Source organism: Pseudomonas sp. 1 R 17, assembly GCF_900067035.1.
In the GTDB taxonomy this organism is placed as follows: Bacteria; Pseudomonadota; Gammaproteobacteria; order Pseudomonadales; family Pseudomonadaceae; genus Aquipseudomonas; species Aquipseudomonas marginalis.
Genome location: NZ_FKLB01000069.1, coordinates 1 through 24,142, shown reverse-complemented (window position 1 = coordinate 24,142; position 24,142 = coordinate 1). Strand labels below are relative to the sequence as shown.

Annotated in this window: 22 protein-coding genes; 20 read left to right on the top strand and 2 right to left on the bottom strand. The window is 59.9% G+C overall.

The window, feature by feature from the left end; all coding sequences use genetic code 11:
* Window positions 1-48: 48 nt before the first annotated feature.
* The 12 genes from fabZ to ispD all read left to right on the top strand — a co-directional run bounded on the left by fabZ (window position 49) and on the right by ispD (window position 14,538).
* Entirely contained in the window at window positions 49-489 is a 441-nt protein-coding gene (fabZ, locus tag BFP99_RS29010; protein ID WP_003172281.1) for a 3-hydroxyacyl-ACP dehydratase FabZ, read from the top strand.
* On the top strand, window positions 486-1,262 hold the full coding sequence (gene lpxA / locus BFP99_RS29005) for an acyl-ACP--UDP-N-acetylglucosamine O-acyltransferase (RefSeq protein ID WP_027604472.1): 777 nt from the start codon (window positions 486-488) through the stop codon (window positions 1,260-1,262). Before fabZ ends, lpxA begins: the two co-directional genes overlap by 4 nt.
* Before the next feature lie 2 nt (window positions 1,263-1,264).
* Entirely contained in the window at window positions 1,265-2,404 is a 1,140-nt protein-coding gene (lpxB, locus tag BFP99_RS29000; protein WP_065926454.1) for a lipid-A-disaccharide synthase, read from the top strand.
* A complete protein-coding gene (rnhB, locus tag BFP99_RS28995; RefSeq protein WP_027604470.1) occupies window positions 2,401-3,033 on the top strand; it encodes a ribonuclease HII in 633 nt (210 codons plus the stop codon). Before lpxB ends, rnhB begins: the two co-directional genes overlap by 4 nt.
* Before the next feature lie 77 nt (window positions 3,034-3,110).
* Window positions 3,111-6,632 (top strand): DNA polymerase III subunit alpha, encoded by a 3,522-nt coding sequence (gene dnaE, locus BFP99_RS28990; RefSeq protein WP_065926453.1) that lies wholly within the window; start codon window positions 3,111-3,113, stop codon window positions 6,630-6,632.
* 128 nt (window positions 6,633-6,760) lie between these two features.
* The gene (locus tag BFP99_RS28985; RefSeq protein ID WP_016976871.1) at window positions 6,761-7,708 is read left to right on the top strand and encodes an acetyl-CoA carboxylase carboxyltransferase subunit alpha; all 948 of its coding nucleotides are present in this window, start codon (window positions 6,761-6,763) and stop codon (window positions 7,706-7,708) included.
* 162 nt (window positions 7,709-7,870) lie between these two features.
* Entirely contained in the window at window positions 7,871-9,181 is a 1,311-nt protein-coding gene (gene tilS, locus BFP99_RS28980) for a tRNA lysidine(34) synthetase TilS (protein ID WP_065948793.1), read from the top strand.
* Between the two features lie 274 nt (window positions 9,182-9,455).
* Window positions 9,456-11,087, top strand: a complete 1,632-nt coding sequence (locus BFP99_RS28975; RefSeq protein ID WP_053137224.1) for a CTP synthase — start codon at window positions 9,456-9,458, stop codon at window positions 11,085-11,087.
* A 5-nt stretch (window positions 11,088-11,092) separates the two neighbouring features.
* Window positions 11,093-11,938: a 3-deoxy-8-phosphooctulonate synthase gene (gene kdsA, locus BFP99_RS28970; protein ID WP_027604465.1), complete on the top strand. Its 846-nt coding sequence runs from the start codon at window positions 11,093-11,095 to the stop codon at window positions 11,936-11,938.
* Between the two features lie 157 nt (window positions 11,939-12,095).
* On the top strand, window positions 12,096-13,385 hold the full coding sequence (gene eno / locus BFP99_RS28965) for a phosphopyruvate hydratase (RefSeq protein WP_027604464.1): 1,290 nt from the start codon (window positions 12,096-12,098) through the stop codon (window positions 13,383-13,385).
* 170 nt (window positions 13,386-13,555) lie between these two features.
* Entirely contained in the window at window positions 13,556-13,834 is a 279-nt protein-coding gene (gene ftsB, locus BFP99_RS28960) for a cell division protein FtsB (RefSeq protein ID WP_003172294.1), read from the top strand.
* Window positions 13,831-14,538: a 2-C-methyl-D-erythritol 4-phosphate cytidylyltransferase gene (gene ispD, locus BFP99_RS28955; RefSeq protein ID WP_065948792.1), complete on the top strand. Its 708-nt coding sequence runs from the start codon at window positions 13,831-13,833 to the stop codon at window positions 14,536-14,538. Before ftsB ends, ispD begins: the two co-directional genes overlap by 4 nt.
* Here ispD and BFP99_RS28950 read toward each other — a convergent pair whose 3' ends face one another.
* Entirely contained in the window at window positions 14,539-15,435 is an 897-nt protein-coding gene (locus tag BFP99_RS28950; protein ID WP_065926450.1) for a LysR substrate-binding domain-containing protein, read from the bottom strand. It lies immediately after the preceding gene.
* A gap of 108 nt (window positions 15,436-15,543) precedes the next feature.
* Here BFP99_RS28950 and BFP99_RS28945 point away from each other — a divergent pair, with 108 nt between their 5' ends.
* The 8 genes from BFP99_RS28945 (at window position 15,544) to rpoS (ending at window position 22,743) form a co-directional block, all read left to right on the top strand.
* A complete protein-coding gene (locus tag BFP99_RS28945) occupies window positions 15,544-16,656 on the top strand; it encodes an S-(hydroxymethyl)glutathione dehydrogenase/class III alcohol dehydrogenase (RefSeq protein WP_065926449.1) in 1,113 nt (370 codons plus the stop codon).
* 90 nt (window positions 16,657-16,746) lie between these two features.
* Window positions 16,747-17,592: an S-formylglutathione hydrolase gene (gene fghA, locus BFP99_RS28940; protein ID WP_065926448.1), complete on the top strand. Its 846-nt coding sequence runs from the start codon at window positions 16,747-16,749 to the stop codon at window positions 17,590-17,592.
* A gap of 54 nt (window positions 17,593-17,646) precedes the next feature.
* Window positions 17,647-18,120 carry a 2-C-methyl-D-erythritol 2,4-cyclodiphosphate synthase gene (gene ispF, locus BFP99_RS28935; RefSeq protein WP_012722614.1) on the top strand — a complete coding sequence of 158 codons (474 nt, stop codon included), beginning with the start codon at window positions 17,647-17,649 and terminating at the stop codon, window positions 18,118-18,120.
* Window positions 18,117-19,175 carry a tRNA pseudouridine(13) synthase TruD gene (gene truD / locus BFP99_RS28930; protein WP_065948791.1) on the top strand — a complete coding sequence of 353 codons (1,059 nt, stop codon included), beginning with the start codon at window positions 18,117-18,119 and terminating at the stop codon, window positions 19,173-19,175. Before ispF ends, truD begins: the two co-directional genes overlap by 4 nt.
* On the top strand, window positions 19,163-19,912 hold the full coding sequence (gene surE, locus BFP99_RS28925; protein WP_065926446.1) for a 5'/3'-nucleotidase SurE: 750 nt from the start codon (window positions 19,163-19,165) through the stop codon (window positions 19,910-19,912). The genes truD and surE overlap by 13 nt, the downstream gene beginning before the upstream one ends.
* A 41-nt stretch (window positions 19,913-19,953) precedes the next feature.
* Complete coding sequence (locus BFP99_RS28920; protein WP_169899534.1) at window positions 19,954-20,589, top strand: protein-L-isoaspartate(D-aspartate) O-methyltransferase; 636 nt, start codon at window positions 19,954-19,956, stop codon at window positions 20,587-20,589.
* A gap of 207 nt (window positions 20,590-20,796) precedes the next feature.
* A complete protein-coding gene (locus tag BFP99_RS28915) occupies window positions 20,797-21,633 on the top strand; it encodes a peptidoglycan DD-metalloendopeptidase family protein (RefSeq protein WP_065948790.1) in 837 nt (278 codons plus the stop codon).
* Window positions 21,634-21,738: 105 nt separating this feature from the next.
* Window positions 21,739-22,743: an RNA polymerase sigma factor RpoS gene (gene rpoS, locus BFP99_RS28910; protein WP_025855149.1), complete on the top strand. Its 1,005-nt coding sequence runs from the start codon at window positions 21,739-21,741 to the stop codon at window positions 22,741-22,743.
* A gap of 148 nt (window positions 22,744-22,891) precedes the next feature.
* Here the strand turns inward: rpoS and BFP99_RS28905 are convergent, their stop codons facing one another.
* Window positions 22,892-24,040, bottom strand: a complete 1,149-nt coding sequence (locus tag BFP99_RS28905) for an integrase core domain-containing protein (RefSeq protein ID WP_065924691.1) — start codon at window positions 24,038-24,040, stop codon at window positions 22,892-22,894.
* Window positions 24,041-24,142: the final 102 nt, after the last annotated feature.

Genomic DNA, 24,142 nt, shown 5'->3' with positions numbered 1-24,142 from the left:
TGCGTTTAGTCGCCCGCCCCCAATCTTTATTACAGGCTTCCCCCCGAAATGATGGACATCAACGAGATTCGCGAATACCTGCCTCACCGTTACCCGTTCCTGCTGGTGGACCGTGTAGTGGACCTCAATGTTGAGGAAAAGCGCATTCGTGCCTACAAGAATGTCAGCATCAACGAACCGTTCTTCAACGGTCACTTTCCCGCGCATCCCATCATGCCGGGCGTATTGATCATCGAAGCAATGGCCCAGGCTGCCGGTATCCTTGGTTTCAAAATGCTCGACCTCAAGCCTGCCGACGGCACGCTTTACTATTTCGTCGGCTCCGACAAGTTGCGCTTTCGCAACCCGGTTACCCCGGGTGACCAGTTGATCCTGGAAGCCAAGTTCATCAGCTGCAAGCGCCAGATCTGGAAGTTCGAATGCCAGGCCTCGGTAGATGGCAAGCCGGTTTGCTCTGCCGAGATCATCTGTGCGGAACGCAAACTATGAGTTTGATTGACCCTCGCGCAATCATCGATCCGTCGGCCGTACTGGCCGCCGACGTTGAGGTCGGCCCCTGGTCGATCATCGGCGCAGGTGTGGAAATCGGCGAGGGGACTGTCATCGGGCCGCACGTGATCCTCAAGGGTCCGACCCGCATTGGCAAACATAACCGCATCTACCAGTTTTCCTCGGTAGGCGAAGACACCCCGGACATGAAGTACAAGGGTGAAGAAACCCGCCTGGTAATCGGTGATCACAACATCATCCGTGAAGGCGTGACCATTCACCGTGGCACCGTGCAGGATCGTGCCGAGACCACGCTGGGTGATCACAACCTGGTCATGGCCTATGCCCATATCGGTCATGACAGCGTGATCGGCAACCACTGCATCCTGGTCAACAACACCGCGTTGGCTGGCCATGTACACGTTGACGATTGGGCGATCCTGTCCGGTTTTACCCTGGTGCATCAGTATTGCCATATCGGCGCCCACAGCTTTTCCGGCATGGGCACTGCCATCGGCAAGGACGTTCCGGCGTTCGTCACGGTGTTCGGCAACCCGGCCGAAGCCCGCAGCATGAACTTCGAAGGCATGCGCCGTCGTGGCTTCAGCGAAGAGGCGATCCACGCCCTGCGCCGCGCCTACAAGGTGGTCTACCGTCAGGGGCTGACGGTGGACCAGGCGTTGATCCAACTGGCCGAGCCGGCAGCGTTGTTTCCGGAAGTCGCGGTGTTCCGTGACTCGATCCAGGCGTCGACCCGCGGCATCACCCGCTGATCATGGCTACTCTGCGTATCGCGCTGGTGGCCGGAGAAGCTTCCGGCGACATTTTGGGCGCAGGTCTGATGCGGGCACTCAAGGCCCGGCACCCTGCGGTGGAGTTTATCGGCGTCGGCGGCCCGCTGATGCAGGCCGAAGGCCTGACGTCGTACTTCCCTATGGAGCGTCTGTCGGTCATGGGCCTGGTCGAGGTGCTGGGTCGCCTGCGTGAGCTCCTGGCTCGTCGCAAGCTGCTGATCCAGACGTTGATCGAAGAAAAGCCCGATGTCTTTATCGGCATCGATGCGCCGGACTTCACCCTCAATATCGAACTCAAGTTGCGTCAGGCCGGGATCAAGACCGTGCACTACGTCAGCCCCTCTGTGTGGGCGTGGCGGCAGAAGCGTGTGTTGAAGATCCGCGAAGGCTGCGACCTGATGTTGACCCTGCTGCCGTTCGAAGCCAGGTTCTACGAGGAGAAGGGCGTGCCGGTAAGGTTTGTCGGGCATACCCTGGCCGACAGCATTCCTTTGCAGGCTGACCGCGCAGCCGCGCGTGCCGAACTGGGGTTGCCCGAAGGCCCGCTCGTTGCGCTGATGCCGGGCAGTCGAGGCGGCGAAGTGGGCCGTCTTGCCAGCGTGTTTTTCGATGCTGCCGAGCGCCTTCAAGCCTTGAAGCCCGGGGTACGGTTCGTGTTGCCCTGCGCCAGCCCGCAACGGCGTGCACAAATCGAGACACTGCTGGTCGGTCGCAATCTGCCATTGACCCTGCTCGACGGTCGGTCGCACCTGGCCCTGGCGGCCTGTGATGCGGTGCTGATCGCTTCAGGTACCGCGACCTTGGAGGCCCTGCTCTACAAGCGCCCGATGGTCGTGGCCTATCGCCTGGCGCCACTGACCTTCTGGATTCTCAAGCGCATGGTCAAAAGTCCCTACATCTCCTTGCCCAACTTGCTGGCCCAGCGTCTGTTGGTGCCGGAGTTGTTGCAGGACGATGCAACGCCCGAAGCCCTCGCGCAAACCCTACTACCCTTGATCGACGGCGGCGAAGAACAGACCCGCGGTTTTGACGACATTCACCGCACCCTGCGCCGTGATGCATCGAACCAGGCGGCCGACGCCGTATTGACCTTGATCGGCCAAAAACAGGAAGCTTTATGAGCACGCAAATAGGCCTGGATTTCAGCCTGGTTGCCCAAACCCACGAACTTGTGGCCGGCGTTGACGAAGTGGGGCGCGGCCCGCTGTGTGGCGCGGTGGTGACGGCGGCCGTGATCCTGGATCCGAACCGCCCGATCCTGGGCCTCAACGACTCGAAAAAACTCACCGAAGCGCGTCGTGAAAAACTCTACGACGAAATCTGTGAAAAGGCCTTGAGCTGGCATATCGCTCGGGCCGAAGTCGAAGAAATCGACGAATTGAACATCCTGCACGCCACGATGCTGGCCATGCAGCGTGCCGTTGAAGGCCTGCATATCACGCCAAAACTGGCGATGATCGACGGCAACCGTTGCCCGAAGCTGGCGATGCCGGCTGAGGCGGTGGTCAAGGGCGATAGCAAGGTTCCAGCCATTGCCGCCGCGTCGATCCTGGCCAAGGTCAGCCGAGACCGTGAAATGGCTGCCTTCGAATTGATTTACCCCGGCTACGGCATCGGGGGCCATAAAGGCTATCCGACGCCCGTTCATCTGGAAGCCCTGGCCCGTCTCGGCCCAACGCCGATCCATCGGCGCTCGTTTGCCCCGGTGCGCCAGGCTTATGAGCTGCGCGAGAACCTCAGCGAGGTTTAGTCGCAAGGCTGATGTTTTTGCCAAGGCCCGGTACAATCCCGGGCCTTGTTGTTTCTAAGTTTCTGGACAGGATCACTATGCCGGCTTCATTCGTTCACCTGCGCCTGCACACTGAATACTCCCTGGTCGACGGCCTTGTACGGATCAAACCGCTGGTCAAGACCCTGGTGGGCATGAACATGCCTGCGGTCGCGGTTACCGATCAGAACAACATGTGCTCCCTGGTCAAGTTCTACAAGAACGCCATGGGCGCCGGCATCAAGCCGATCTGCGGCGCCGACCTGTGGCTGTCCAACAAAGACCCGGATAACCCCCTGAGCCGCATCAGCCTGCTGGCGATGAATGGCGTGGGTTATCGCAACCTCACCGAATTGATTTCCCGTGGCTTTATCGACGGCCAGCGCAACGGCTCGATCATCATCGAGCGCGAATGGGTCGCCGAGGCCAGCGAAGGCCTGATCATGCTGTCGGCCGCCAAGGAGGGCGAGATCGGTATCGCACTGCTGGGTGGCAATCCCCATGAAGCCGAAGTGCTGGCGAGGGAGTGGATGCAGGTCTTCCCCGACCGTTTCTACCTGGAAGTCCAGCGCACCAACCGCCCCAACGATGAAGAGCATCTGCACGCCGCCGTAGCCCTGGCCGACAAGCTGGGCGCGCCCTTGGTGGCGACCAACGATGTGCGCTTTATCAAGAAGGAAGATTTCGAGGCCCACGAAACCCGCGTGTGCATCGGTGAAGGCCGGGCCCTGGATGACCCGCGTCGTTCCAAGAACTACAGCGAAGAGCAGTACCTCAAGAGCGCGGACGAAATGGCCGAGCTGTTCAGCGACCTGCCCGAGGCCCTGGAAAACTCCGTCGAGATTGCCAAGCGCTGCAATATCGAAGTGAAGCTGGGCAAGCACTTTTTGCCCAACTTCCCGATTCCCGATGGCATGACCATCGACGAGTATTTCCGCAAGGTGTCGTTTGATGGTCTGGAGGAGCGTCTCTCCGTCCTGCTGCCCAAGGACACCACCGAAGATTACGAGGCCAAGCGCCAGGTCTATGTCGATCGGCTGAATTTCGAGCTGGATATCATCATCCAGATGGGGTTCCCCGGTTACTTCCTGATCGTGATGGACTTTATCCAGTGGGCCAAGAGCAACGGCGTGCCGGTAGGTCCGGGCCGGGGGTCGGGCGCCGGCTCGCTGGTCGCCTATGTACAGAAGATCACCGACCTCGACCCCCTGGAATATGACCTGCTGTTCGAACGGTTCCTGAACCCGGAACGGGTCTCCATGCCCGACTTCGACGTCGACTTCTGCATGGACGGCCGCGACCGTGTGATCGAATACGTGGCCGAGAAATACGGCCGCAACGCCGTGAGCCAGATCATCACCTTCGGTTCCATGGCGGCCAAGGCGGTTATCCGTGACGTAGCGCGGGTGCAGGGAAAGTCCTACGGCCTGGCGGACCGCCTGTCGAAGATGATCCCGTTCGAAGTCGGCATGACCCTGGAAAAAGCCTACGAGCAGGAAGAGATCCTGCGCGACTTCATCAAGGTCGATGAAGAGGCCGCCGAAATCTGGGAGATGGCGCGCAAGCTCGAGGGCGTGGTGCGTAACGTCGGTAAGCACGCCGGTGGCGTGGTGATCGCGCCGACCAAGCTGACTGATTTTTCGCCTATCTATTGCGATGAAGAGGGCGGCGGCCTGGTCACCCAGTTCGACAAGGACGATGTGGAGGCGGCCGGCCTGGTGAAGTTCGACTTCCTCGGCCTGCGCACCCTGACGATCATCGACTGGGCGCTCAAGACCATCAACCGCGACCGCGCCAAGGTCAACGAAGAACCGCTGGATATCGCCTTCATCCCGCTGGACGACAAGCCGACCTACACCTTGCTGCAAAAAGCCGAAACCACGGCGGTGTTCCAGCTTGAATCCCGCGGCATGAAAGAGCTGATCAAAAAGCTCAAGCCCGACTGCCTGGAAGACTTGATCGCACTGGTGGCCCTGTTCCGTCCGGGCCCGCTGCAATCGGGCATGGTGGATGACTTCATCAACCGTAAGCACGGCCGCGCCGAGTTGGCGTACCCGCACTCCGATTACCAGTACGAAGGCCTCAAGCCGGTATTGGCGCCGACCTACGGCATCATCCTGTACCAGGAACAGGTGATGCAGATCGCCCAGGTGATGGCCGGCTACACCCTCGGTGGCGCGGACATGCTGCGGCGGGCCATGGGTAAGAAAAAGCCCGAGGAAATGGCCAAGCAACGCGGCGGTTTCATTGAAGGGTGCGCCACCAACAATATCGACGCCGACCTGGCCGGTAACATTTTCGACCTGGTGGAAAAATTCGCCGGTTATGGCTTCAACAAATCCCACTCCGCCGCCTACGGCCTGGTGTCGTACCAGACGGCCTGGCTGAAAGCCCACTACCCGGCGCCGTTCATGGCTGCGGTACTCTCGGCGGATATGCACAACACCGACAAGGTCGTGACCTTGATCGAGGAAGTGCGCACCATGAAGCTGCGCCTCGACGCACCGGACGTGAACGCCTCGGAGTTCAAGTTCACGGTGAACGACGAAGGTCGCATCATCTATGGCCTGGGCGCGATCAAGGGCGTGGGCGAAGGCCCGGTGGAAGCCATCACCGAAGCGCGCCAGGACGGGCCGTTCAAGGATCTGTTCGACTTCTGCGCACGGGTTGACCTCAAGCGCATCAACAAACGTACCCTCGATGGCCTGATCCGCAGCGGTGCGCTCGACCGTCTCGGGCCGTATTTCCACGATGAGCCGAAGGCGTATCAGGCGAATATCGATCGCAATCGCGCGGTGCTGCTCACCGCCATGGAAGAAGCGATCAAGGCCGCCGAACAGACCGCCCGCACCCACGACAGCGGCCACGCCGACCTGTTTGGCGGGTTGTTCGTCGAAGAAGATGCGGATGTGTACGCCAACCACCGCAAGGCCAAGGAACTGACCCTCAAGGAGCGCCTCAAGGGTGAGAAAGACACCTTGGGCCTGTACCTCACCGGTCACCCGATTGACGAATATGAAGGCGAGATCCGTCGTTTCGCTCGTCAACGCATCATCGACCTGAAACCGGCGCGGGATACCCAGACCGTCGCCGGCATGATCATCGCCCTGCGGGTGATGAAAAACAAAAAGGGCGACAAGATGGGCTTTATCACCCTCGACGACCGCTCGGGCCGGATCGAGGCGTCGCTGTTTGCCGACGCCTTTCACTCTGCGCAATCGCTGCTGCAAACCGACGCCATGGTGGTGGTGGAAGGGGAGGTCAGCAACGATGACTTCTCCGGCGGCTTGCGCCTGCGGATCAAGCGGGTGATGAGCATGGAAGATGCGCGCACCAACCTGGCCGAAAGCCTGCGCCTGAAGGTGAAGACCGAAGCCCTCAAGGGCGATCAGCTACGCTGGTTGGGTGACCTGCTCAAGCGTCATCGTGGCGCCTGCCCGGTGACCATGGAGTACACCGGCAACGACGCCAAGGCCATGTTGCAGTTTGGCGAGACGTGGCGAATTGATCCCGCTGACGGCTTGATTCAAGCTTTGCGTGACCAGTTCGGCCGTGACAACGTCTTCCTCCAATACCGTTGACGGTCAGAACGCCTGACCTCGGCTGAACATTTAATCTCGACCTAAACGCGCCTCTCCCTTAAGGTAGGGCGCGAATAGACAACCGGCTGGCCAGGCAACCCTTGGCCGTCGACCCAAGACGGACGCTTATGAACCCGAATTTTCTTGATTTCGAACAGCCGATCGCTGACCTGCAAGCCAAGATCGAAGAGCTGCGCCTGGTCGGCAATGACAATTCGCTGAATATCGGCGATGAGATCGCTCGCCTGCAAGACAAGAGCAGCACGCTCACCGAAGACATCTTCGGCAAGCTGACCAGCTGGCAGATCGCGCGCCTGGCCCGCCACCCGCGCCGTCCGTATACCCTGGACTACATTCAGCACATCTTCACCGAGTTCGACGAGCTGCACGGCGACCGCCATTTCTCCGACGACGCGGCCATCGTGGGCGGTATCGCTCGCCTGGACGACCAGCCGGTCATGGTCATCGGTCACCAGAAAGGCCGTGAAGTGCGCGAGAAAGTACGCCGCAACTTCGGCATGCCGCGTCCGGAAGGCTACCGCAAGGCGTGCCGCCTGATGGAAATGGCCGAGCGCTTCAAGATGCCGATCCTGACTTTCATCGACACCCCGGGTGCTTACCCGGGTATCGATGCCGAAGAGCGCAACCAGAGCGAAGCGATTGCCTGGAACCTGCGAGTGATGGCCCGCCTGAAAACCCCGATCATCGCTACCGTGATTGGTGAAGGTGGTTCCGGCGGTGCACTGGCCATTGGCGTCTGCGATCAGTTGAACATGCTGCAATATTCGACCTACGCGGTGATCTCGCCGGAAGGTTGCGCCTCGATCCTGTGGAAAACCGCAGAGAAGGCGCCGGACGCTGCCGAAGCCATGGGCATCACTGCCGATCGCCTCAAGGGCCTGGGTATCGTCGACAAAGTGATCGCCGAGCCATTGGGCGGCGCCCACCGCGATCCGGCCGCCGCCGCTGCCACTATCCGTGCCGAACTGGGTTCGCAACTGGCGATGCTCAAAAAGCTGGATAACGAAGCGCTGCTGGCCCGTCGCTACGAGCGCCTGATGAGCTACGGTCTCTAAGGTCGCAGCAGCACTAATGTGGGAGGGGGCTTGCCCCCGATTGCTGAGTGTCAGTCACTGTATTCACTGGCTGGTGCACCGCTATCGGGGGGCAAGCCCCCTCCCACATTTGCTTTGTGTATGCTTGGCTTGGGTATTCCAGATTTGCGGCGGTAACCTGTGATGAAACCGACTTTATCCGCCAAGCTCCTGCACGCCCTAGCCCCCTGGCGCAACGCCCCGGCTTGGCATATCGCCTTCTCTGGTGGTCTTGATTCCACTGTCCTGCTGCATCTCCTGGCCAACGCCGAAGCCCTTCCGCCTCTAAGCGCTGTCCATGTCCATCATGGCCTGCAGGCTGTCGCCGACGCCTGGCCAGGTCATTGCCAGTCGGTGTGCGACAGCCTGGGCGTCCCCTTGCGGGTCATGCGCGTGCACGTGCAGCCCGGCGCCAGTCTTGAGCGTGCAGCGCGTGATGCGCGTTACCGGGCGTTTACCGAGGTGATCGGGGCAGGGGAAGTGTTACTCACCGGCCAGCATCGCGATGATCAAGCCGAAACGCTGCTATTCCGTCTGCTGCGCGGTGCCGGAGTGCGAGGGCTCGCCGCAATGCCTACGCATCGCCCGTTGGCAGGTGGTTTCCTGGTGCGGCCGTTGCTGGAGCTCTCGCGCGCCGAGCTGGAAGCCTACGGCGATGAGCATCAACTCAAGTGGATTGAAGATCCTTCCAACACCGATCCACGTTTCTCCCGTAATTACCTGCGTCACCGCGTGATCCCGACGCTGACGGCGCGTTGGCCCCAAGCCATCTCCAGTCTGGCCCGGACTGCCGACCACCTCGGTGAAGCCCAGGCGCTGCTGGGCGAATTGGCCTGCATGGACCTGCAAGCCGCCGATCAGCCTTCGCGGTTTCCTTGGCTGGCGGTGCCATCATTGGTCCTTGGTCCACTGCGCGAACTTTCCGATGCTCGTCAGCGCAATGTCCTGCGCCATTGGCTGGCGCCGTTGACCCGGTTACCCGACAGCGACCATTGGGCCGGCTGGTATTCCCTGCGCGACGCCAAGGGCGACGCACAGCCCTTATGGCGTCTGGCTGATGGAGATTTGCAACGTTGCGGCGCACGCATCTGGTGGTTGCCTCGCGGCTGGTCGGAGTTTTCCCACGCATCGGTGAGCTGGCCTGATCCGCAAAAGCCACTAGAGTTACCCGGTAATGGCCTGCTGGAAATGAGCGGCGAGGTGCCCGAAGGCCCGCTGGAGGTCCGTTATCGCCAGGGCGGCGAAATGCTTGAACTACCAGGCCGAGGCCGGCGTGACTTGAAGCGCCTGCTTAATGAACAGGGGGTGCCGGGCTTCATCCGTGGCAGATTGCCGCTGCTGTATCAGGGCGAGCAATTGCTCGGTGTGCCCCTCCTCGCTGGACTCTGGGCCGCACCGAGTGAAGCTTGGCAATTACATTGGATGCCACGGAGCTGCGATCAAGGTTTGAGCTGATAGCGCCTTTCCGGTAGACTACGCTCCCTTCTTGATACAACTTCTGTGGATTCGCCTGAATCGCAGCAGTTGCCGATTACCAAGCAGTCTTTGCTGGGCGATTCCAAAAAATGTGTAGCGATCAACGTACCGGCAGTTTCACTGCTGGTCTGTCACAACGCGGCGGTTTTTTTGAAAGGTGCACTGTGATTAATGCAGGTGATCGGGGGCTTCGGCCTCTCTTCGCTTTCCCCGGCGGCTCGGACCGCTTTAACGCAGACTTCTAGGGTTTTTCATGACGCGCTACATATTCGTCACGGGCGGTGTTGTTTCTTCATTGGGGAAAGGCATTGCCTCCGCTTCATTGGCGGCCATCCTGGAGGCGCGGGGGCTTAAAGTCACCATGCTCAAGCTGGACCCGTACATCAACGTCGACCCGGGCACCATGAGCCCGTTCCAGCACGGTGAAGTGTTCGTCACACACGACGGCGCCGAGACCGACCTGGACCTGGGCCACTACGAGCGGTTCATCCGCACGACCATGACCCAGAACAACAACTTCACCACTGGCCGCGTCTACGAGCACGTGCTGCGCAAAGAGCGCCGTGGTGACTACCTGGGTGCAACCATCCAGGTGATCCCGCACATCACCGACGAAATCAAGCGCCGCATCATCAAGGGTGCAGGCGATGCCGACGTTGCGATGGTCGAGATCGGTGGCACCGTGGGTGACATCGAATCCCAGCCGTTCCTCGAAGCCATCCGCCAGTTGCGTTTCGAAGTCGGCGCCAAGCGCGCGATGCTGATGCACCTCACGTTGGTGCCTTACATCGCCACCGCCGGCGAAACCAAAACCAAGCCTACCCAGCACTCGGTCAAGGAACTGCGTTCCATCGGCCTGCAGCCGGACGTGCTGGTGTGCCGCTCCGACCACCCGATCGATATTTCCTCGCGTCGCAAGATCGCGCAGTTCACCAACGTTGAAGAACGTGCAGTGATCGCCCTGGAAGACGCCGACACCATCTACAAGATCCCGGGCATCCTGCATTCGCAAGGCCTGGATGATTTTGTGGTCGAGCGTTTCGGCCTGCAGTGCAACGGCGCGGATTTGTCCGAGTGGGAAGCCGTGGTTGACGCCAAGCTCAACCCTGAGCACGAAGTCACCATCGCCATGGTCGGCAAGTACATGGAACTGCTGGACGCGTACAAGTCGCTGATCGAAGCGATGAGCCACGCGGGTATCAGCAACCGTACCAAGGTCAACCTGCGCTACATCGATTCAGAAGACATCGAGAACCAGGGCACCGCGCTGCTCGAAGGTGTCGATGCGATCCTCGTTCCAGGCGGTTTCGGCCTGCGTGGCGTGGAAGGCAAGATCACTGCCGTGCAGTACGCTCGCGAGAACAAGGTGCCGTACCTGGGCATCTGCCTGGGCATGCAAGTGGCCGTTATCGAGTTCGCCCGTAACGTGATGGGCTGGAAAGACGCCAACTCCACCGAGTTCGACAGCAAGAGCGGCCACCCGGTCGTGGGCCTGATCACCGAGTGGGAAGACGCCACCGGCGCCGTCGAAACCCGTACCGAAAGCTCCGACCTGGGCGGCACCATGCGCCTTGGCGCGCAAGACTGCCTGCTGGAGCCGGGTTCCCTGGTTCACGACTGCTATGGCAAGGACGTGATCGTCGAACGTCACCGTCACCGCTACGAAGTGAACAACAACCTGCTGCCGCAGATCAAAGAGGCTGGCCTGAAAATCTCCGGTCGCTCCGGTGATGGCGCGCTGGTTGAAGTGGTCGAGGCCCCGGATCATCCATGGTTCGTCGCTTGCCAGTTCCACCCTGAGTTCACCTCGACACCGCGCGACGGTCACCCGTTGTTCAGCGGTTTCGTCAAGGCTGCACTGACGCAACACCAGAAGAAGGCGTAAACCTGATGGCCCAGAAGATCATTCGCGTAGGCGACATCGAGATTGCCAACGACAAGCCCATGGTGCTGTTCGGCGGCATGAACGTGCTGGAAAGCCGTGACATGGCGATGCAGGTCTGTGAAGAGTACGTCAAGGTTACCGAGAAACTGGGTATCCCCTACGTGTTCAAGGCCAGCTTCGACAAGGCCAACCGTTCGTCCGTGACCTCCTATCGCGGCCCGGGCCTTGAAGAAGGCATGCGGATCTTCCAGGACATCAAGCAAGCCTTCGGCGTGCCGATCATCACCGACGTCCACGAGCCTGAACAGGCTGCCGTGGTCGCCGAGGTGTGCGACATCATCCAGCTGCCGGCCTTCCTGTCGCGCCAGACCGACCTCGTGGTCGCGATGGCCAGGACCGGTGCGGTGATCAATATCAAGAAAGCCCAGTTCCTCGCGCCCCAGGAGATGAAACACATCCTGAACAAGTGCGTGGAAGCGGGTAACGACCAGTTGATCCTCTGCGAGCGTGGTTCTAGCTTCGGCTACAACAACCTCGTGGTGGACATGCTCGGTTTCGGCATCATGAAGCAGTTCGAATACCCGGTGTTCTTCGACGTGACCCACGCGCTGCAAATGCCCGGTGGTCGTGCCGATTCCGCCGGTGGTCGCCGTGCCCAGGTACTGGACCTGGCCAAAGCCGGCATCAGCCAGTCCCTGGCGGGCCTGTTCCTCGAAGCCCACCCGGACCCGGACAACGCCAAATGCGACGGCCCATGCGCCCTGCGCCTGGACAAGCTGGAGCCATTCCTGGCCCAGCTCAAGCAGTTGGACGAACTGGTCAAGAGTTTTCCGACGGTAGAGACCGCGTAAGCGTTGATTCTCCGGTAGACTTTCCCACGCTTTACGCTCAGGCCTACGGGCCTGAGCCTTGTCGCCTGCAAGCCTGCCCCGTTGTTCCACCCTTGCGGTCGGTCAAAAGATTTCCTTCAGCTGCGTCGTTTTCGTCAACTTTGGAGTGTTTACAACAATGGCAAAAATCGTCGACATCAAAGGTCGTGAAGTTCTCGACTCCCGTGGTAACCCCACCGTCGAAGCCGACGTGCTTCTCGATAACGGCATCATCGGCAGCGCCTGCGCGCCGTCCGGTGCCTCCACAGGTTCGCGCGAAGCGCTGGAACTGCGTGATGGCGACAAGAGCCGTTACCTGGGCAAGGGTGTCCTCAAGGCTGTAGCCAACATCAACGGCCCGATCCGTGACCTGCTGCTGGGCAAGGACCCGCTGGACCAGAAAGCCCTGGACCACGCGATGATCAAGCTCGACGGCACTGAAAACAAAGGCAGCCTCGGCGCCAACGCCATCCTCGCCGTGTCCCTGGCTGCTGCCAAGGCCGCCGCCCAGGACCAGGACCTGCCGCTTTACGCCCACATCGCCAACTTGAACGGTACGCCGGGTGTCTACTCGATGCCGGTTCCGATGATGAACATCATCAACGGTGGCGAGCATGCCGATAACAACGTCGACATCCAGGAATTCATGGTGCAGCCGGTCGGCGCCAAGACCTTCTCCGAAGGCCTGCGCATGGGCACCGAGATTTTCCATCACCTCAAAGCCGTGCTGAAAGCTCGTGGCCTGAGCACTGCCGTGGGTGACGAAGGTGGTTTCGCACCGAACCTGGCGTCCAACGAAGATGCACTGAAAGTGATCTCCGAAGCCGTGGCCAACGCCGGCTACACACTGGGCACCGACGTGACCCTGGCCCTGGACTGCGCTGCCAGCGAGTTCTACGAAGATGGCAAATACAACCTGTCCGGTGAAGGCCAGGTGTTCAACTCCGAAGGCTTTGCCGACTACCTGAAGGGCCTGACCCAGCGCTACCCGATCATCTCGATCGAAGACGGCCTGGACGAGTCCGACTGGGATGGCTGGAAGATCCTCACCGACAAGATCGGCGAAAAAGTCCAGCTGGTGGGTGACGACCTGTTCGTGACCAACACCAAGATCCTGAAAGAAGGCATCGACAAAAAGATCGCCAACTCGATCCTGATCAAGTTCAACCAGATCGGCACCCTGACCGAAACCCTGGAAGCCATCCAGATGGCCAAGGCTGCGGGCTACACTGCCGTGATCTCGCACCGCTCCGGCGAAACCGAAGATTCGACCATCGCCGACCTGGCCGTGGGCACTTCGGCGGGCCAGATCAAGACCGGCTCCCTGTGCCGCTCTGACCGTGTGTCCAAGTACAACCAATTGCTGCGTATCGAAGAGCAACTGGCCGGCAAAGCCAAGTACAACGGTCGCGGCGAGTTTCGCGGCTGATCGGTAAGTGGTAAAAAGTCGGTGGATTGCGTCGGAAAGATCACGAAGGTGCGAGTTTCGACGCTAATCTGATGGCGATCAAGCACAAGCCTGGTTCTTCCAGGCTTCGTGCTATCAGTTGCTGTAAAAGTTTTGCATGGCGTGTTTTTCCACTGGATACCCGATATTCGATGCGCAGTCCCAATTGGTTGTTCCTCGTCTTGCTCTTGTTGCTGGCTGGCCTGCAGTACCGCCTATGGGTAGGTAATGGCAGCTTTGCGCAGGTAAAAGACCTGACCCAGCAAATTGCCGACCAGCACGCCGAGAACGAACGCCTGCTGGAGCGCAACCGCGTCCTCGATGCTGAAGTGCTTGAGCTGAAAAAGGGTACCGAGACCGTTGAAGAACGGGCCCGTCATGAGTTGGGCATGGTCAAGGAGGGCGAAACCCTCTACCAGTTGGCCCAATGAGTTACCGTTTGCCGGCCTTCTGGGCCGTGATACCTGCCGCGGGCGTCGGTGCCCGTATGGCCGCGGACCGTCCCAAGCAATACTTGCAGTTGGGCGGGCGCACTATTCTCGAACACAGCCTTGGCTGTTTTCTCGATCATCCCAACCTCAAGGGGTTGGTGGTCAGTCTTGCTGCTGATGACCCGTATTGGCCAAGCCTGGCATGTGCCGCTGACCCGCGTATCGTGCGTGCGGACGGTGGTTCGGAGCGTTCTGGCTCGGTGCTCAATGCGTTGCTGCAACTCAATGCCCTGGGCGCCAGCGATGACGATTGGGTACTGGTCCACGATGCGGCGCGGCCGAATCTGAGTCGCGATGATCTGGATAAGTTGCTCACCGAACTGGCGAACGACCCGGTCGGCGGTCTGCTGGCCGTGCCGGCCCGCGATACCCTCAAGCGCGTCGACAAGCAGGGGCGGGTGGTGGAAACCGTCGACCGCAGCTTGATCTGGCAAGCCTATACACCGCAGATGTTCCGCCTCGGGGCCTTGCACCGCGCATTGGCTGATAGCCTGGTGGCCGATGCAGTGATCACCGATGAAGCCTCGGCCATGGAGTGGTCCGGGCAGGCGCCGCGCTTGATCGAAGGGCGCTCGGACAATATCAAGGTGACTCGGCCGGAAGACCTGGAGTGGCTGCGGTTGCGGTGGGTGAATCGTCGTTAATCAACCGCTGTACTCCGGCCGCTCGGCCAAGCCCTCTTTCAAGAAATCCACCAACTTCCTGACCTTCGGCGACAAGTGCCGTTGTTGCGGATACAGCCCCCACACCGCCGTATTCGGTGGCTGATGCGCCTCCAGCAGCGACACCAGCGCGCCGCTGTGCAGATGCTCCAGTACGTAATAGTCCGGCAGTTGGCACAATCCCACCCCTTGCAACGCCGCATCCAACACCGCTTGCCCACTGTTGCAGCGCCAGTTGCCTTGCACTCGCTGGGAAAATTCCCTCCCGTCCTGGGCCAGTTGCCAAATGTCCGAGCTGCCGATCAGGCAATTATGCCGACTCAATTCCGACAAACTATGTGGCCGACCATACCGGGCCAGGTAGGACGGCGACGCGCACAGGTACATGCGCCGAGGCGCGAGGCGGCTGGCGACCATGCGCGAATCCTGCAATCGCCCCAGGCGAATCGCCAGGTCGAGTCCTTCGTGCACCAGATCCAATTGACGGTTGCTCAGTTCGATGTCCACCCGCAATTGTGGGTACAGGCCCATGAACCGCGTCACCAGTGGCACGATAAACCGCTCGCCATAGGCCACCGCGCAGGTCATGCGCAACATGCCTTTCGGTTCGCTGGTCAGGTCACCCACGGCGCGCAGGGCTTCTTCGCGGCCGTCCTGTAGGCGCTGGCAATGTTGCAGAAAGGTCTGACCCGCTTCAGTCAGCGTCACCTTACGGGTACTGCGATACAGCAACCGCGTTTGCAGGCGCTCTTCCAGGCGTGCCACCTGGCGGCTGATGTGGGACGAAGACACACCCAGCCGCTCGGCAGCCGCCGTAAATTGGCTGCATTCGGCGACGGCAACGAACTCATCGATGCCTTCCCAGCGGTTCTCCAGCATGGCGATTATCCCTGTACAGCAATAAAGTTTTGCTTTTGCCTGGATTATTAATCATGGAGCCATGTTTTACACTCTCTCCATCATTTTTAACGCCCTGGAGAAACCTGGATGATCAAGTCCCGCGCTGCCGTTGCCTTTGAAGCCAAGAAACCCCTCGAGATCGTGGAAGTCGATGTGGCCATGCCCAAGGCGGGCGAAGTGCTGTTGCGTGTGGTCGCCTCCGGGGTTTGCCATACCGACGCCTACACCCTCTCCGGCGCCGACCCGGAAGGCATCTTCCCGTCCATCCTTGGCCATGAAGGCGGTGCGGTGGTCGAAGCCATCGGCGAGGGCGTGACTTCGGTGGCGGTGGGCGACCATGTGATCCCGCTGTACACCCCGGAGTGCGGCAAGTGCAAGTTCTGCCTGTCGGGTAAGACCAACCTGTGCCAGGCCATTCGTTCCACCCAAGGCAAAGGCCTGATGCCGGATGGCACCACGCGCTTTTCCTACAAGGGGCAGCCGATTTTCCACTACATGGGGACTTCGACGTTCTCCGAGTACACCGTGCTGCCGGAAATTTCCGTCGCCAAGATTCCTAAAGAAGCGCCGCTGGAGAAGGTCTGCCTGCTCGGCTGTGGCGTCACCACCGGCATCGGTGCGGTGCTCAACACCGCCAAGGTCAAGCCGGGCGACACCGTGGCGATCTTCGGTCTTGGCGGTATTGGCCTGTCGGCCGTGATCGGTGCGGTCAAGGCTAAGGCCGGCCGTATCATTGCGATTGACATCAACCCGGCCAAGTTCGAGATCGCCAAGCAACTGGGCGCCACCGACTGCATCAACCCGAAAGACTATGACCGTCCGATCCAGGACGTGATTGTCGATTTGACTGACGGCGGCGTGGACTTTTCCTTCGAGTGCATCGGCAACGTGCAACTGATGCGTGCCGCGCTCGAGTGCTGCCACAAGGGTTGGGGTGAATCGGTGATCATCGGGGTTGCCGGTGCCGGCCAGGAAATCTCCACCCGCCCATTCCAGCTGGTGACCGGTCGTGTCTGGCGTGGCTCGGCGTTCGGTGGCGTACGCGGCCGTACTGAATTGCCAAGCTACGTGGAAATGGCCCAGACCGGCGAGATTCCGCTGGACACTTTCATCACCCACACCATGGGCCTGGAAGACATCAACAAAGCGTTTGACCTGATGCATGAAGGCAAGAGCATTCGTACCGTCATTCACTTTTGAAGCAGCGGCAAGCGGCAAGCTATCAGCAGCAAGTGGGTGTACGCCTTACTTGCCGCTTGAGGCTTGCAACTTGCAGCTGGGAGCACTCCCATGACCCTGGAAAATATCTCCTGCCAGAAGAGTTTTGGCGGCTGGCACAAACGCTACAAACACAGTTCCCACGTGCTCGGCTGCGACATGACTTTCGCCGTCTACCTGCCGCCGCAAGCGGAGCAGGGCAGCAAATTGCCGGTGCTGTACTGGCTGTCCGGCTTGACCTGCACCGATGAGAACTTCATGCAGAAAGCCGGTGCTCAGCGCATGGCTGCAGAACTGGGGCTTATCATTGTCGCGCCCGACACCAGCCCCCGTGGCGCCGGTGTGCCGGGCGACCCGGACAACGCCTGGGATTTTGGCCTGGGTGCCGGCTTCTACCTGAATGCCACCCAGGAACCTTGGGCCAAGCACTACAGGATGCATGACTACGTGGTGCAGGAATTGCCGGCATTGGTTGAAGCGCATTTCCCGGCTTCGGACAAACGGGGTATCAGCGGCCACTCCATGGGCGGCCACGGTGCGTTGGTGTGTGCCCTGCGCAACCCTGGGCGTTACCTGTCGGTGTCGGCGTTTTCGCCGATCAATAATCCGATGGATTGCCCGTGGGGCCAGAAAGCTTTCTCCCGTTATCTGGGTGAAGAGCGCGCCAAATGGCGTGAATGGGATGCCTGTGTGCTGATCGGCGAAGCCTCGGAAAAGCTGCCGTTGCTGGTGGACCAGGGCGACCGCGACGATTTCCTTGCCGTGCAGCTCAAGCCCGAAGCCTTGCAGCAAGCGGCCAAGGCGGCCAGCCATCCGCTGGAACTGCGCCTGCAGCCTGGCTACGACCACAGCTACTTCTTTATCGCCAGCTTCATCGAGGACCATTTGCGACATCATGGTCGTGCTTTGCTCGGTTAATGTGAGGCAAAAGTAGGTAGAATCACGCCCTGAATTAAATCGGGGCGTTTTTTTATGCGTATTGGCCACGGCTACGATGTGCACCGTTTCGCTGAAGGCGATTTCATCACCCTGGGCGGCGTGCGCATTGCGCACCACCATGGGTTGCTGGCCCATTCCGACGGCGACGTTGTCCTGCATGCCTTGAGCGACGCCTTGCTCGGCGCGGCGGCACTGGGCGATATCGGCAAGCACTTTCCGGATACCGATCCCACCTTCAAGGGCGCGGACAGCCGTGTCCTGCTGCGCCATGTGGTCGGCCTGATCCATGCCAAGGGCTGGAAGGTCGGCAATGTCGATAACACCATCGTGGCCCAGGCGCCGAAAATGGCCCCGCATATCGAATCCATGCGCGCACTGATTGCCGCAGACCTGCAAATTGAATTGGATCAAGTCAACGTGAAAGCCACCACCACCGAAAAACTCGGGTTCACCGGTCGTGAAGAGGGCATCGCGGTGCACTCCGTCGCCTTGTTGCTGCGCGCATGAACGACCTGCAACTGCTGGGCCCGCGTGCCTATGGCGAGGCCCTGGGCAGCGCGGTCCTGAAGGCCACGGCTGAAGATTTCCAGGTCGACGAAGTGCTCGATATTCCGCTTACCGGCGAAGGCGAGCACCTGTGGCTGTGGGTTGAGAAGCGCGGGCTCAATACTGAGGAAGCCGCGCGGCGTATCGCCAAGGCGGCTGGCGTGCCGTTGCGCACCGTCAGCTATGCCGGGCTCAAGGACCGTCAGGCGTTGACCCGCCAGTGGTTCAGCGTACAACTGCCGGGCAAGGCCGATCCGGACATGAGCGCTGCGGAAAACGACACCCTCAGGATCCTGAAAACCGCCCGCCACAAGCGCAAGCTGCAACGTGGCGCGCACTCGGCCAACGGCTTTACCTTGCGCCTGACCCAATTGGCCGGTGATACCGCCGCCATCGACGCGCGGCTGCAATTGATTGCCCAGTACGGCATTCCCAACTATTTCGGCACCCAGCGTTTTGGCCACAACGGTGGCAATGTCGTCGACGCCCGCGAATGGGCCGCGCGCAAGGCCCTGCCGGAGCAACGCAATGTGCGTTCGCGGTTGTTGTCCACCGCGCGTAGCTTCCTCTTCAACAAAGTGTTGGCGGCACGTGTCGCCGACGGTTCCTGGCAGCGCGCGCAAGTGGGTGATCTGCTGGCGTTTACCGACAGCCGCAGCTTTTTTCCGGCGGGGGAGGCTGAGTGCAGCGACCCGCGCCTGGCGATCCTGGACCTGCACCCCACCGGGCCGCAGTGGGGCGAGGGTGATTCTCCGGCGACAGGCGCCACGTTTGAGTTGGAGCAGGCGGTTGCCGCCGGTGAAGCCGACCTGCGTGATTGGCTGGTGAGTGCCGGCATGAGCCAGGAACGTCGCATTCTGCGACTGCCCATTGGCGGGTTGACGTGGCATTATCCCGGGCCTGACATTCTGCAATTGGAATTCGTCCTGCCGGCCGGATGCTTCGCCACTGTCTTGGTGCGCGAGCTTGTTGATCTGGTGCCGGTGGGGCAGACGGACAGCCCATGCGTATTCTGATATCAAACGATGACGGTGCCACCGCACCCGGTCTTGCCGCGCTCTATGCTGCGCTGCAGGATTACGCCGAGTGCGTGGTGGTTGCCCCCGACCAGGACAAGAGCGGCGCCAGCAGTTCGCTGACGCTCGACCGTCCGCTGCACCCGCAGGTTCTGGCCAATGGCTTCATCAGTGTGAACGGCACCCCCACCGACTGCGTGCACCTGGCGATCAACAGTTTGTTGGACCAGGAGCCGGACCTGGTGGTGTCGGGCATCAACCTCGGCGCCAACCTTGGCGACGACGTGCTGTATTCCGGCACGGTGGCGGCGGCGCTTGAAGGACGCTTCCTCGGCCGGACCTCGTTTGCGTTTTCGTTGGCATCGCGTCAACTGGACAACCTGCCCACCGCGGCCTATTTCGCGCGCAAGCTGGTGGAGGCCCATGGCGCCCTGGACCTGCCGCCGCGCACGGTGCTCAACGTCAACATTCCCAATTTGCCCCTCGACCACATTCGCGGTATCCAGCTTACACGCCTGGGCCATCGCGCCCGCGCGGCAGCGCCGTTGAAGGTCGTCGACCCGCGTGGCAAGGAAGGCTACTGGATCGCGGCAGCGGGCGATGCCGAAGACGGTGGCCCAGGCACGGACTTTCACGCGGTGATGCAAGGCTATGTGTCGATTACCCCGTTGCAACTTGATCGCACCTTCAGTGATGCCTTCAGTGGTCTCGATGGCTGGCTGGAGGGGCTGCGCTGATGGCTCGTGAACAAGACGACCTGCTGCGCCGGGGCATCGGGATGACCTCCCAGCGCACCCGTGAGCGTTTGATCCAGCGCCTGTACGAAGAGGGGCTTTCCAACGCCCAGGTGTTGGAAGTGATCCGGCGTACGCCTCGGCACCTCTTTGTCGATGAAGCCTTGGCCCATCGTGCCTACGAAGACACAGCATTGCCCATCGGCCATAACCAGACCATCTCCCAGCCTTATATGGTTGCGCGCATGAGCGAGCTGCTGCTGGCGGCGGGGCCGTTGGACAAGGTGCTGGAGATTGGCACCGGTTCCGGCTACCAGACGGCGGTGCTGTCGCAACTGGTGGAGCGGGTGTTCTCGGTGGAGCGCATCAAGGTGCTGCAGGACCGCGCCAAGGAACGCCTGGTGGAGTTGAACCTGCGCAACGTGGTATTCCGCTGGGGCGATGGTTGGGAGGGGTGGCCGGCACTGGCACCTTACAACGGGATTATCGTCACTGCCGTGGCCACCGATGTGCCGCAAGCGTTGCTCGACCAACTGGCCCCGGGCGGGCGGCTGGTCATTCCGGTGGGATCCGGTGAAGTGCAACAATTGATGCTTATTGTCCGTGAAGACGACGGTTTTTCCCGACATGTACTGGGTGCCGTGCGCTTTGTGCCGTTGCTCAATGGCCCGCTGGCCTGATCATTTTTCGCGGGCAGTGAATTCTGTTGGTGAGGATGTGTCTTACGGCGGGGTCTATCAAGTCAACATGATGGACAGAGCGATTCAACGCGCTGAATGATTCGTTTCAGTCGCGTGACGGTAAAACTTCAATGCCCAGTTATACTTGCGTCATATTTCAAGCCTGATACAGGCATTCATGTTCAGCCACCACAAAGGGAGCGGCGGGTGAGTCTCACAGGTCTTGCGCAGCGTATGAGTAAAACAAGTTTTCAGCGACTGGTGCTTGGCCTTGTCTTTGGTTCCCTTCTGGTAGGGTGTTCCAGCTCGCCAAGCAGCGGTGCACGGGTGGTTGACCGCAATAACGCTGCACCACAAAAGCCGACGGTGACCACCGGGCAATATGTCGTGCGCAAGGGCGACACCTTGTTCTCGATTGCCTTCCGTTATGGCTGGGACTACAAGGCCCTCGCAGCCCGTAACAATATTCCTGTGCCCTACACGATACATCCGGGTCAGACGATTCGCTTTGACGGTCGCACCGGTTCTACCCCTACGGCAGTTGTGACAAACACCGGATCTTCGCCGTCGTCTTCGAGCAAAACCACCATCATTACCCGGCCTGCGGGTACCGCTGCGCCGAGTGCTGCGAACAAGCCGGCACCCGCGCCGTTGCCCCCCGCAGGGCCTGCGCCGACCGGTTGGGGATGGCCCTCAAATGGAGTGTTAATTGGAAAATTCTCTTCAAACGGCAGTTTGAATAAAGGCATTGATATTGCCGGGGATTTGGGACAGCCTGTTTTAGCTGCGTCTGATGGGACGGTGGTGTACGCCGGGAGTGGTTTGCGGGGCTACGGCGAACTGGTCATCATCAAACACAGCGATACCTACGTCAGTGCTTACGGCCACAACCGTAGGCTGTTGGTTCGGGAGGGGCAGCAGGTCAAAGTCGGACAGACAATTGCCGAAATGGGGTCAACTGGTACGGACCGGGTGAAACTGCACTTTGAGATTCGCCGTCAAGGGAAGCCTGTAGATCCACTGCAATTCCTACCCCGTCGTTGATATGTTGCACAGCCTGTTCCTCACGTAGAAGGAACAGGCTCCAGCGTTGCCAAGGATAAAGGCGTCGCTTGAGCTTGAGGTCGAACTCACCAAAGGACTATAACAATGGCTCTCAGTAAAGAAGCGCCGGAGTTTGACATCGACGATGAGGTTCTCCTTATGGAGACCGGCATCGCTACGGAATCGATGTCGAATGAGGGACCTGCTGTACCTTCAGTTCGCACCAAATCCAAGAACTCCACCGCGTTAAAGCAACACAAATACATTGATTACACGCGGGCGCTCGATGCGACCCAGCTGTACCTCAATGAAATCGGCTTTTCCCCTCTGCTGACTCCCGAAGAAGAAGTCCATTTTGCGCGCTTGTCGCAAAAGGGTGATCCGGCTGGGCGCAAGCGCATGATTGAAAGCAACCTGCGCCTAGTGGTGAAAATCGCCCGACGCTACGTCAATCGTGGGCTGTCCTTGTTGGACCTGATCGAGGAGGGCAACCTGGGCTTGATCCGGGCGGTGGAGAAGTTCGATCCTGAGCGGGGCTTCCGCTTCTCGACCTATGCCACCTGGTGGATTCGCCAGACCATCGAACGGGCGATCATGAATCAGACCCGCACGATCCGGTTGCCGATCCATGTGGTCAAGGAACTCAACGTCTACCTCCGGGCGGCACGTGAGCTCACTCAAAAACTCGATCATGAACCCTCGCCCGAAGAAATCGCCAACCTGCTGGAAAAACCGGTAGGGGAGGTCAAGCGCATGCTGGGTCTTAACGAGCGTGTGTCTTCGGTCGACGTCTCGCTGGGTCCGGACTCGGATAAAACCCTGCTGGACACCCTGACGGATGATCGTCCTACGGATCCCTGCGAGCTGCTGCAGGACGATGATCTTTCCCAAAGCATTGACCAGTGGCTGTCGGAGCTCACGGACAAGCAGCGTGAGGTGGTGATTCGCCGCTTCGGCCTGCGTGGCCATGAGAGCAGCACGCTGGAGGACGTAGGCCTGGAGATTGGCCTGACCCGTGAGCGGGTGCGGCAGATCCAGGTGGAAGGGCTCAAGCGCTTGCGCGAGATCCTGGAGAAGAATGGCTTGTCGAGTGAGTCGTTGTTTCAATAACGACACCGCTTGAATGCTTGAATGCTTGAATGTGGGAGGGGGCTTGCCCCCGATAGTGGTCTGTCAGTCAATGGAAGTATCGACTGCTACGCCGCCATCGGGGTGTAGAACCGTAGACATCGTTTACATCTGAAACCGGGGACATCGTTTACACATTTGAGGCCTGGACGCGGGTCATACCTCGTCCAAGCCTCCCCAAGGGATAATCACACAGGTACAAATCCCAAGCTTCATCTTCAGCTTCTTTGAGCCCTATCCTTTCCCCGGACAGCGCCTCGCTGATAAATACCAACTTGCCGTTCCACTTGATCGATCCGTCCTGCCTGACGCTTCGAACTTTCATTTCTGCCGGATATTCCACATCGGGCAAGCATCCTGGATAAATTCGGGTGGACGGCACATACAAGTCTCCCGGACGTTTCATGCCGAGCGCTTCGTGAGGGCGTACGTAATTAAACTCATGCCTGAAATGCTCCAGCAAAAGCTGCTGCTCGACTAAGTTTTTCCCTAAGGGCAACTCAAGTTTCAAGCTACGGTGCATTCGTTCATGGCGACCATTCTGGGCGGGTCTTCCCGGCATGGTTCGCTCGGGATAAATACCCAGCCGAATCCACCAAACTGCCAGTGTGGATATTCTTGCCAGGCCAGGAGAGGCGAACGGTACCCCGTTGTCCGAACGGATAACTTCCGGCATGCCGTACTCCTGAAAAAGCCTCTCAAAGGCCTGTTTTACAGGCTGGGTCATGATCTTGGGATGGGCCCTGCACGCTAAAATCAGCCGCGACGCATGGTCTGTGACGGTCAAAGGGAAGCACATCTGAGCATTAAGCATCTTGAACTGCCCTTTGTAGTCAGCACACCACGTCTTGTTAGGTTCGTCGGCCTTTCGCATTTGTGCGTGGGAAATGCTGTGTCGGCGTTTGAAGCGCCGCTTTTTGACGAGCCCAAGTCGGTCAAGCCATTGACCGGCCGTACTTGGAGAGGGCCAGGTGACGGAGGGATCTTCCAGCCGTAATAGCTCGAGAAGCTTTTTCGGCCCCCATTTATCGTGAGCCTCCTTCATCGCGACTACACGGGCCAAAATCTCGTCGTCGGTTTTATTTGGGCTGTTGTGAGGTCGCCGGGACAGTTCGGATAAAGACCTCAAATCGCCGTCGTGCCGGGCAATCCACTTATCGACGGTAGGTCGGCTAACGTCAAAGCGGCGTGCCAACTGGCTTTTGGTGAAGTTGCCAGAAAGCCAATCAGCTACCAGCTTGATTCTTTGATTCATGGGGGACTCTTGGTTCCAGGGCATGATCAGTTACCTCCTGATCATGCGTATTAGCCTGTAAACCATGTCCCCGGTTAGAAATGTAAACGATGTCCCCGGTTTGTACCGGGGCAAGCCCCCTCCCAC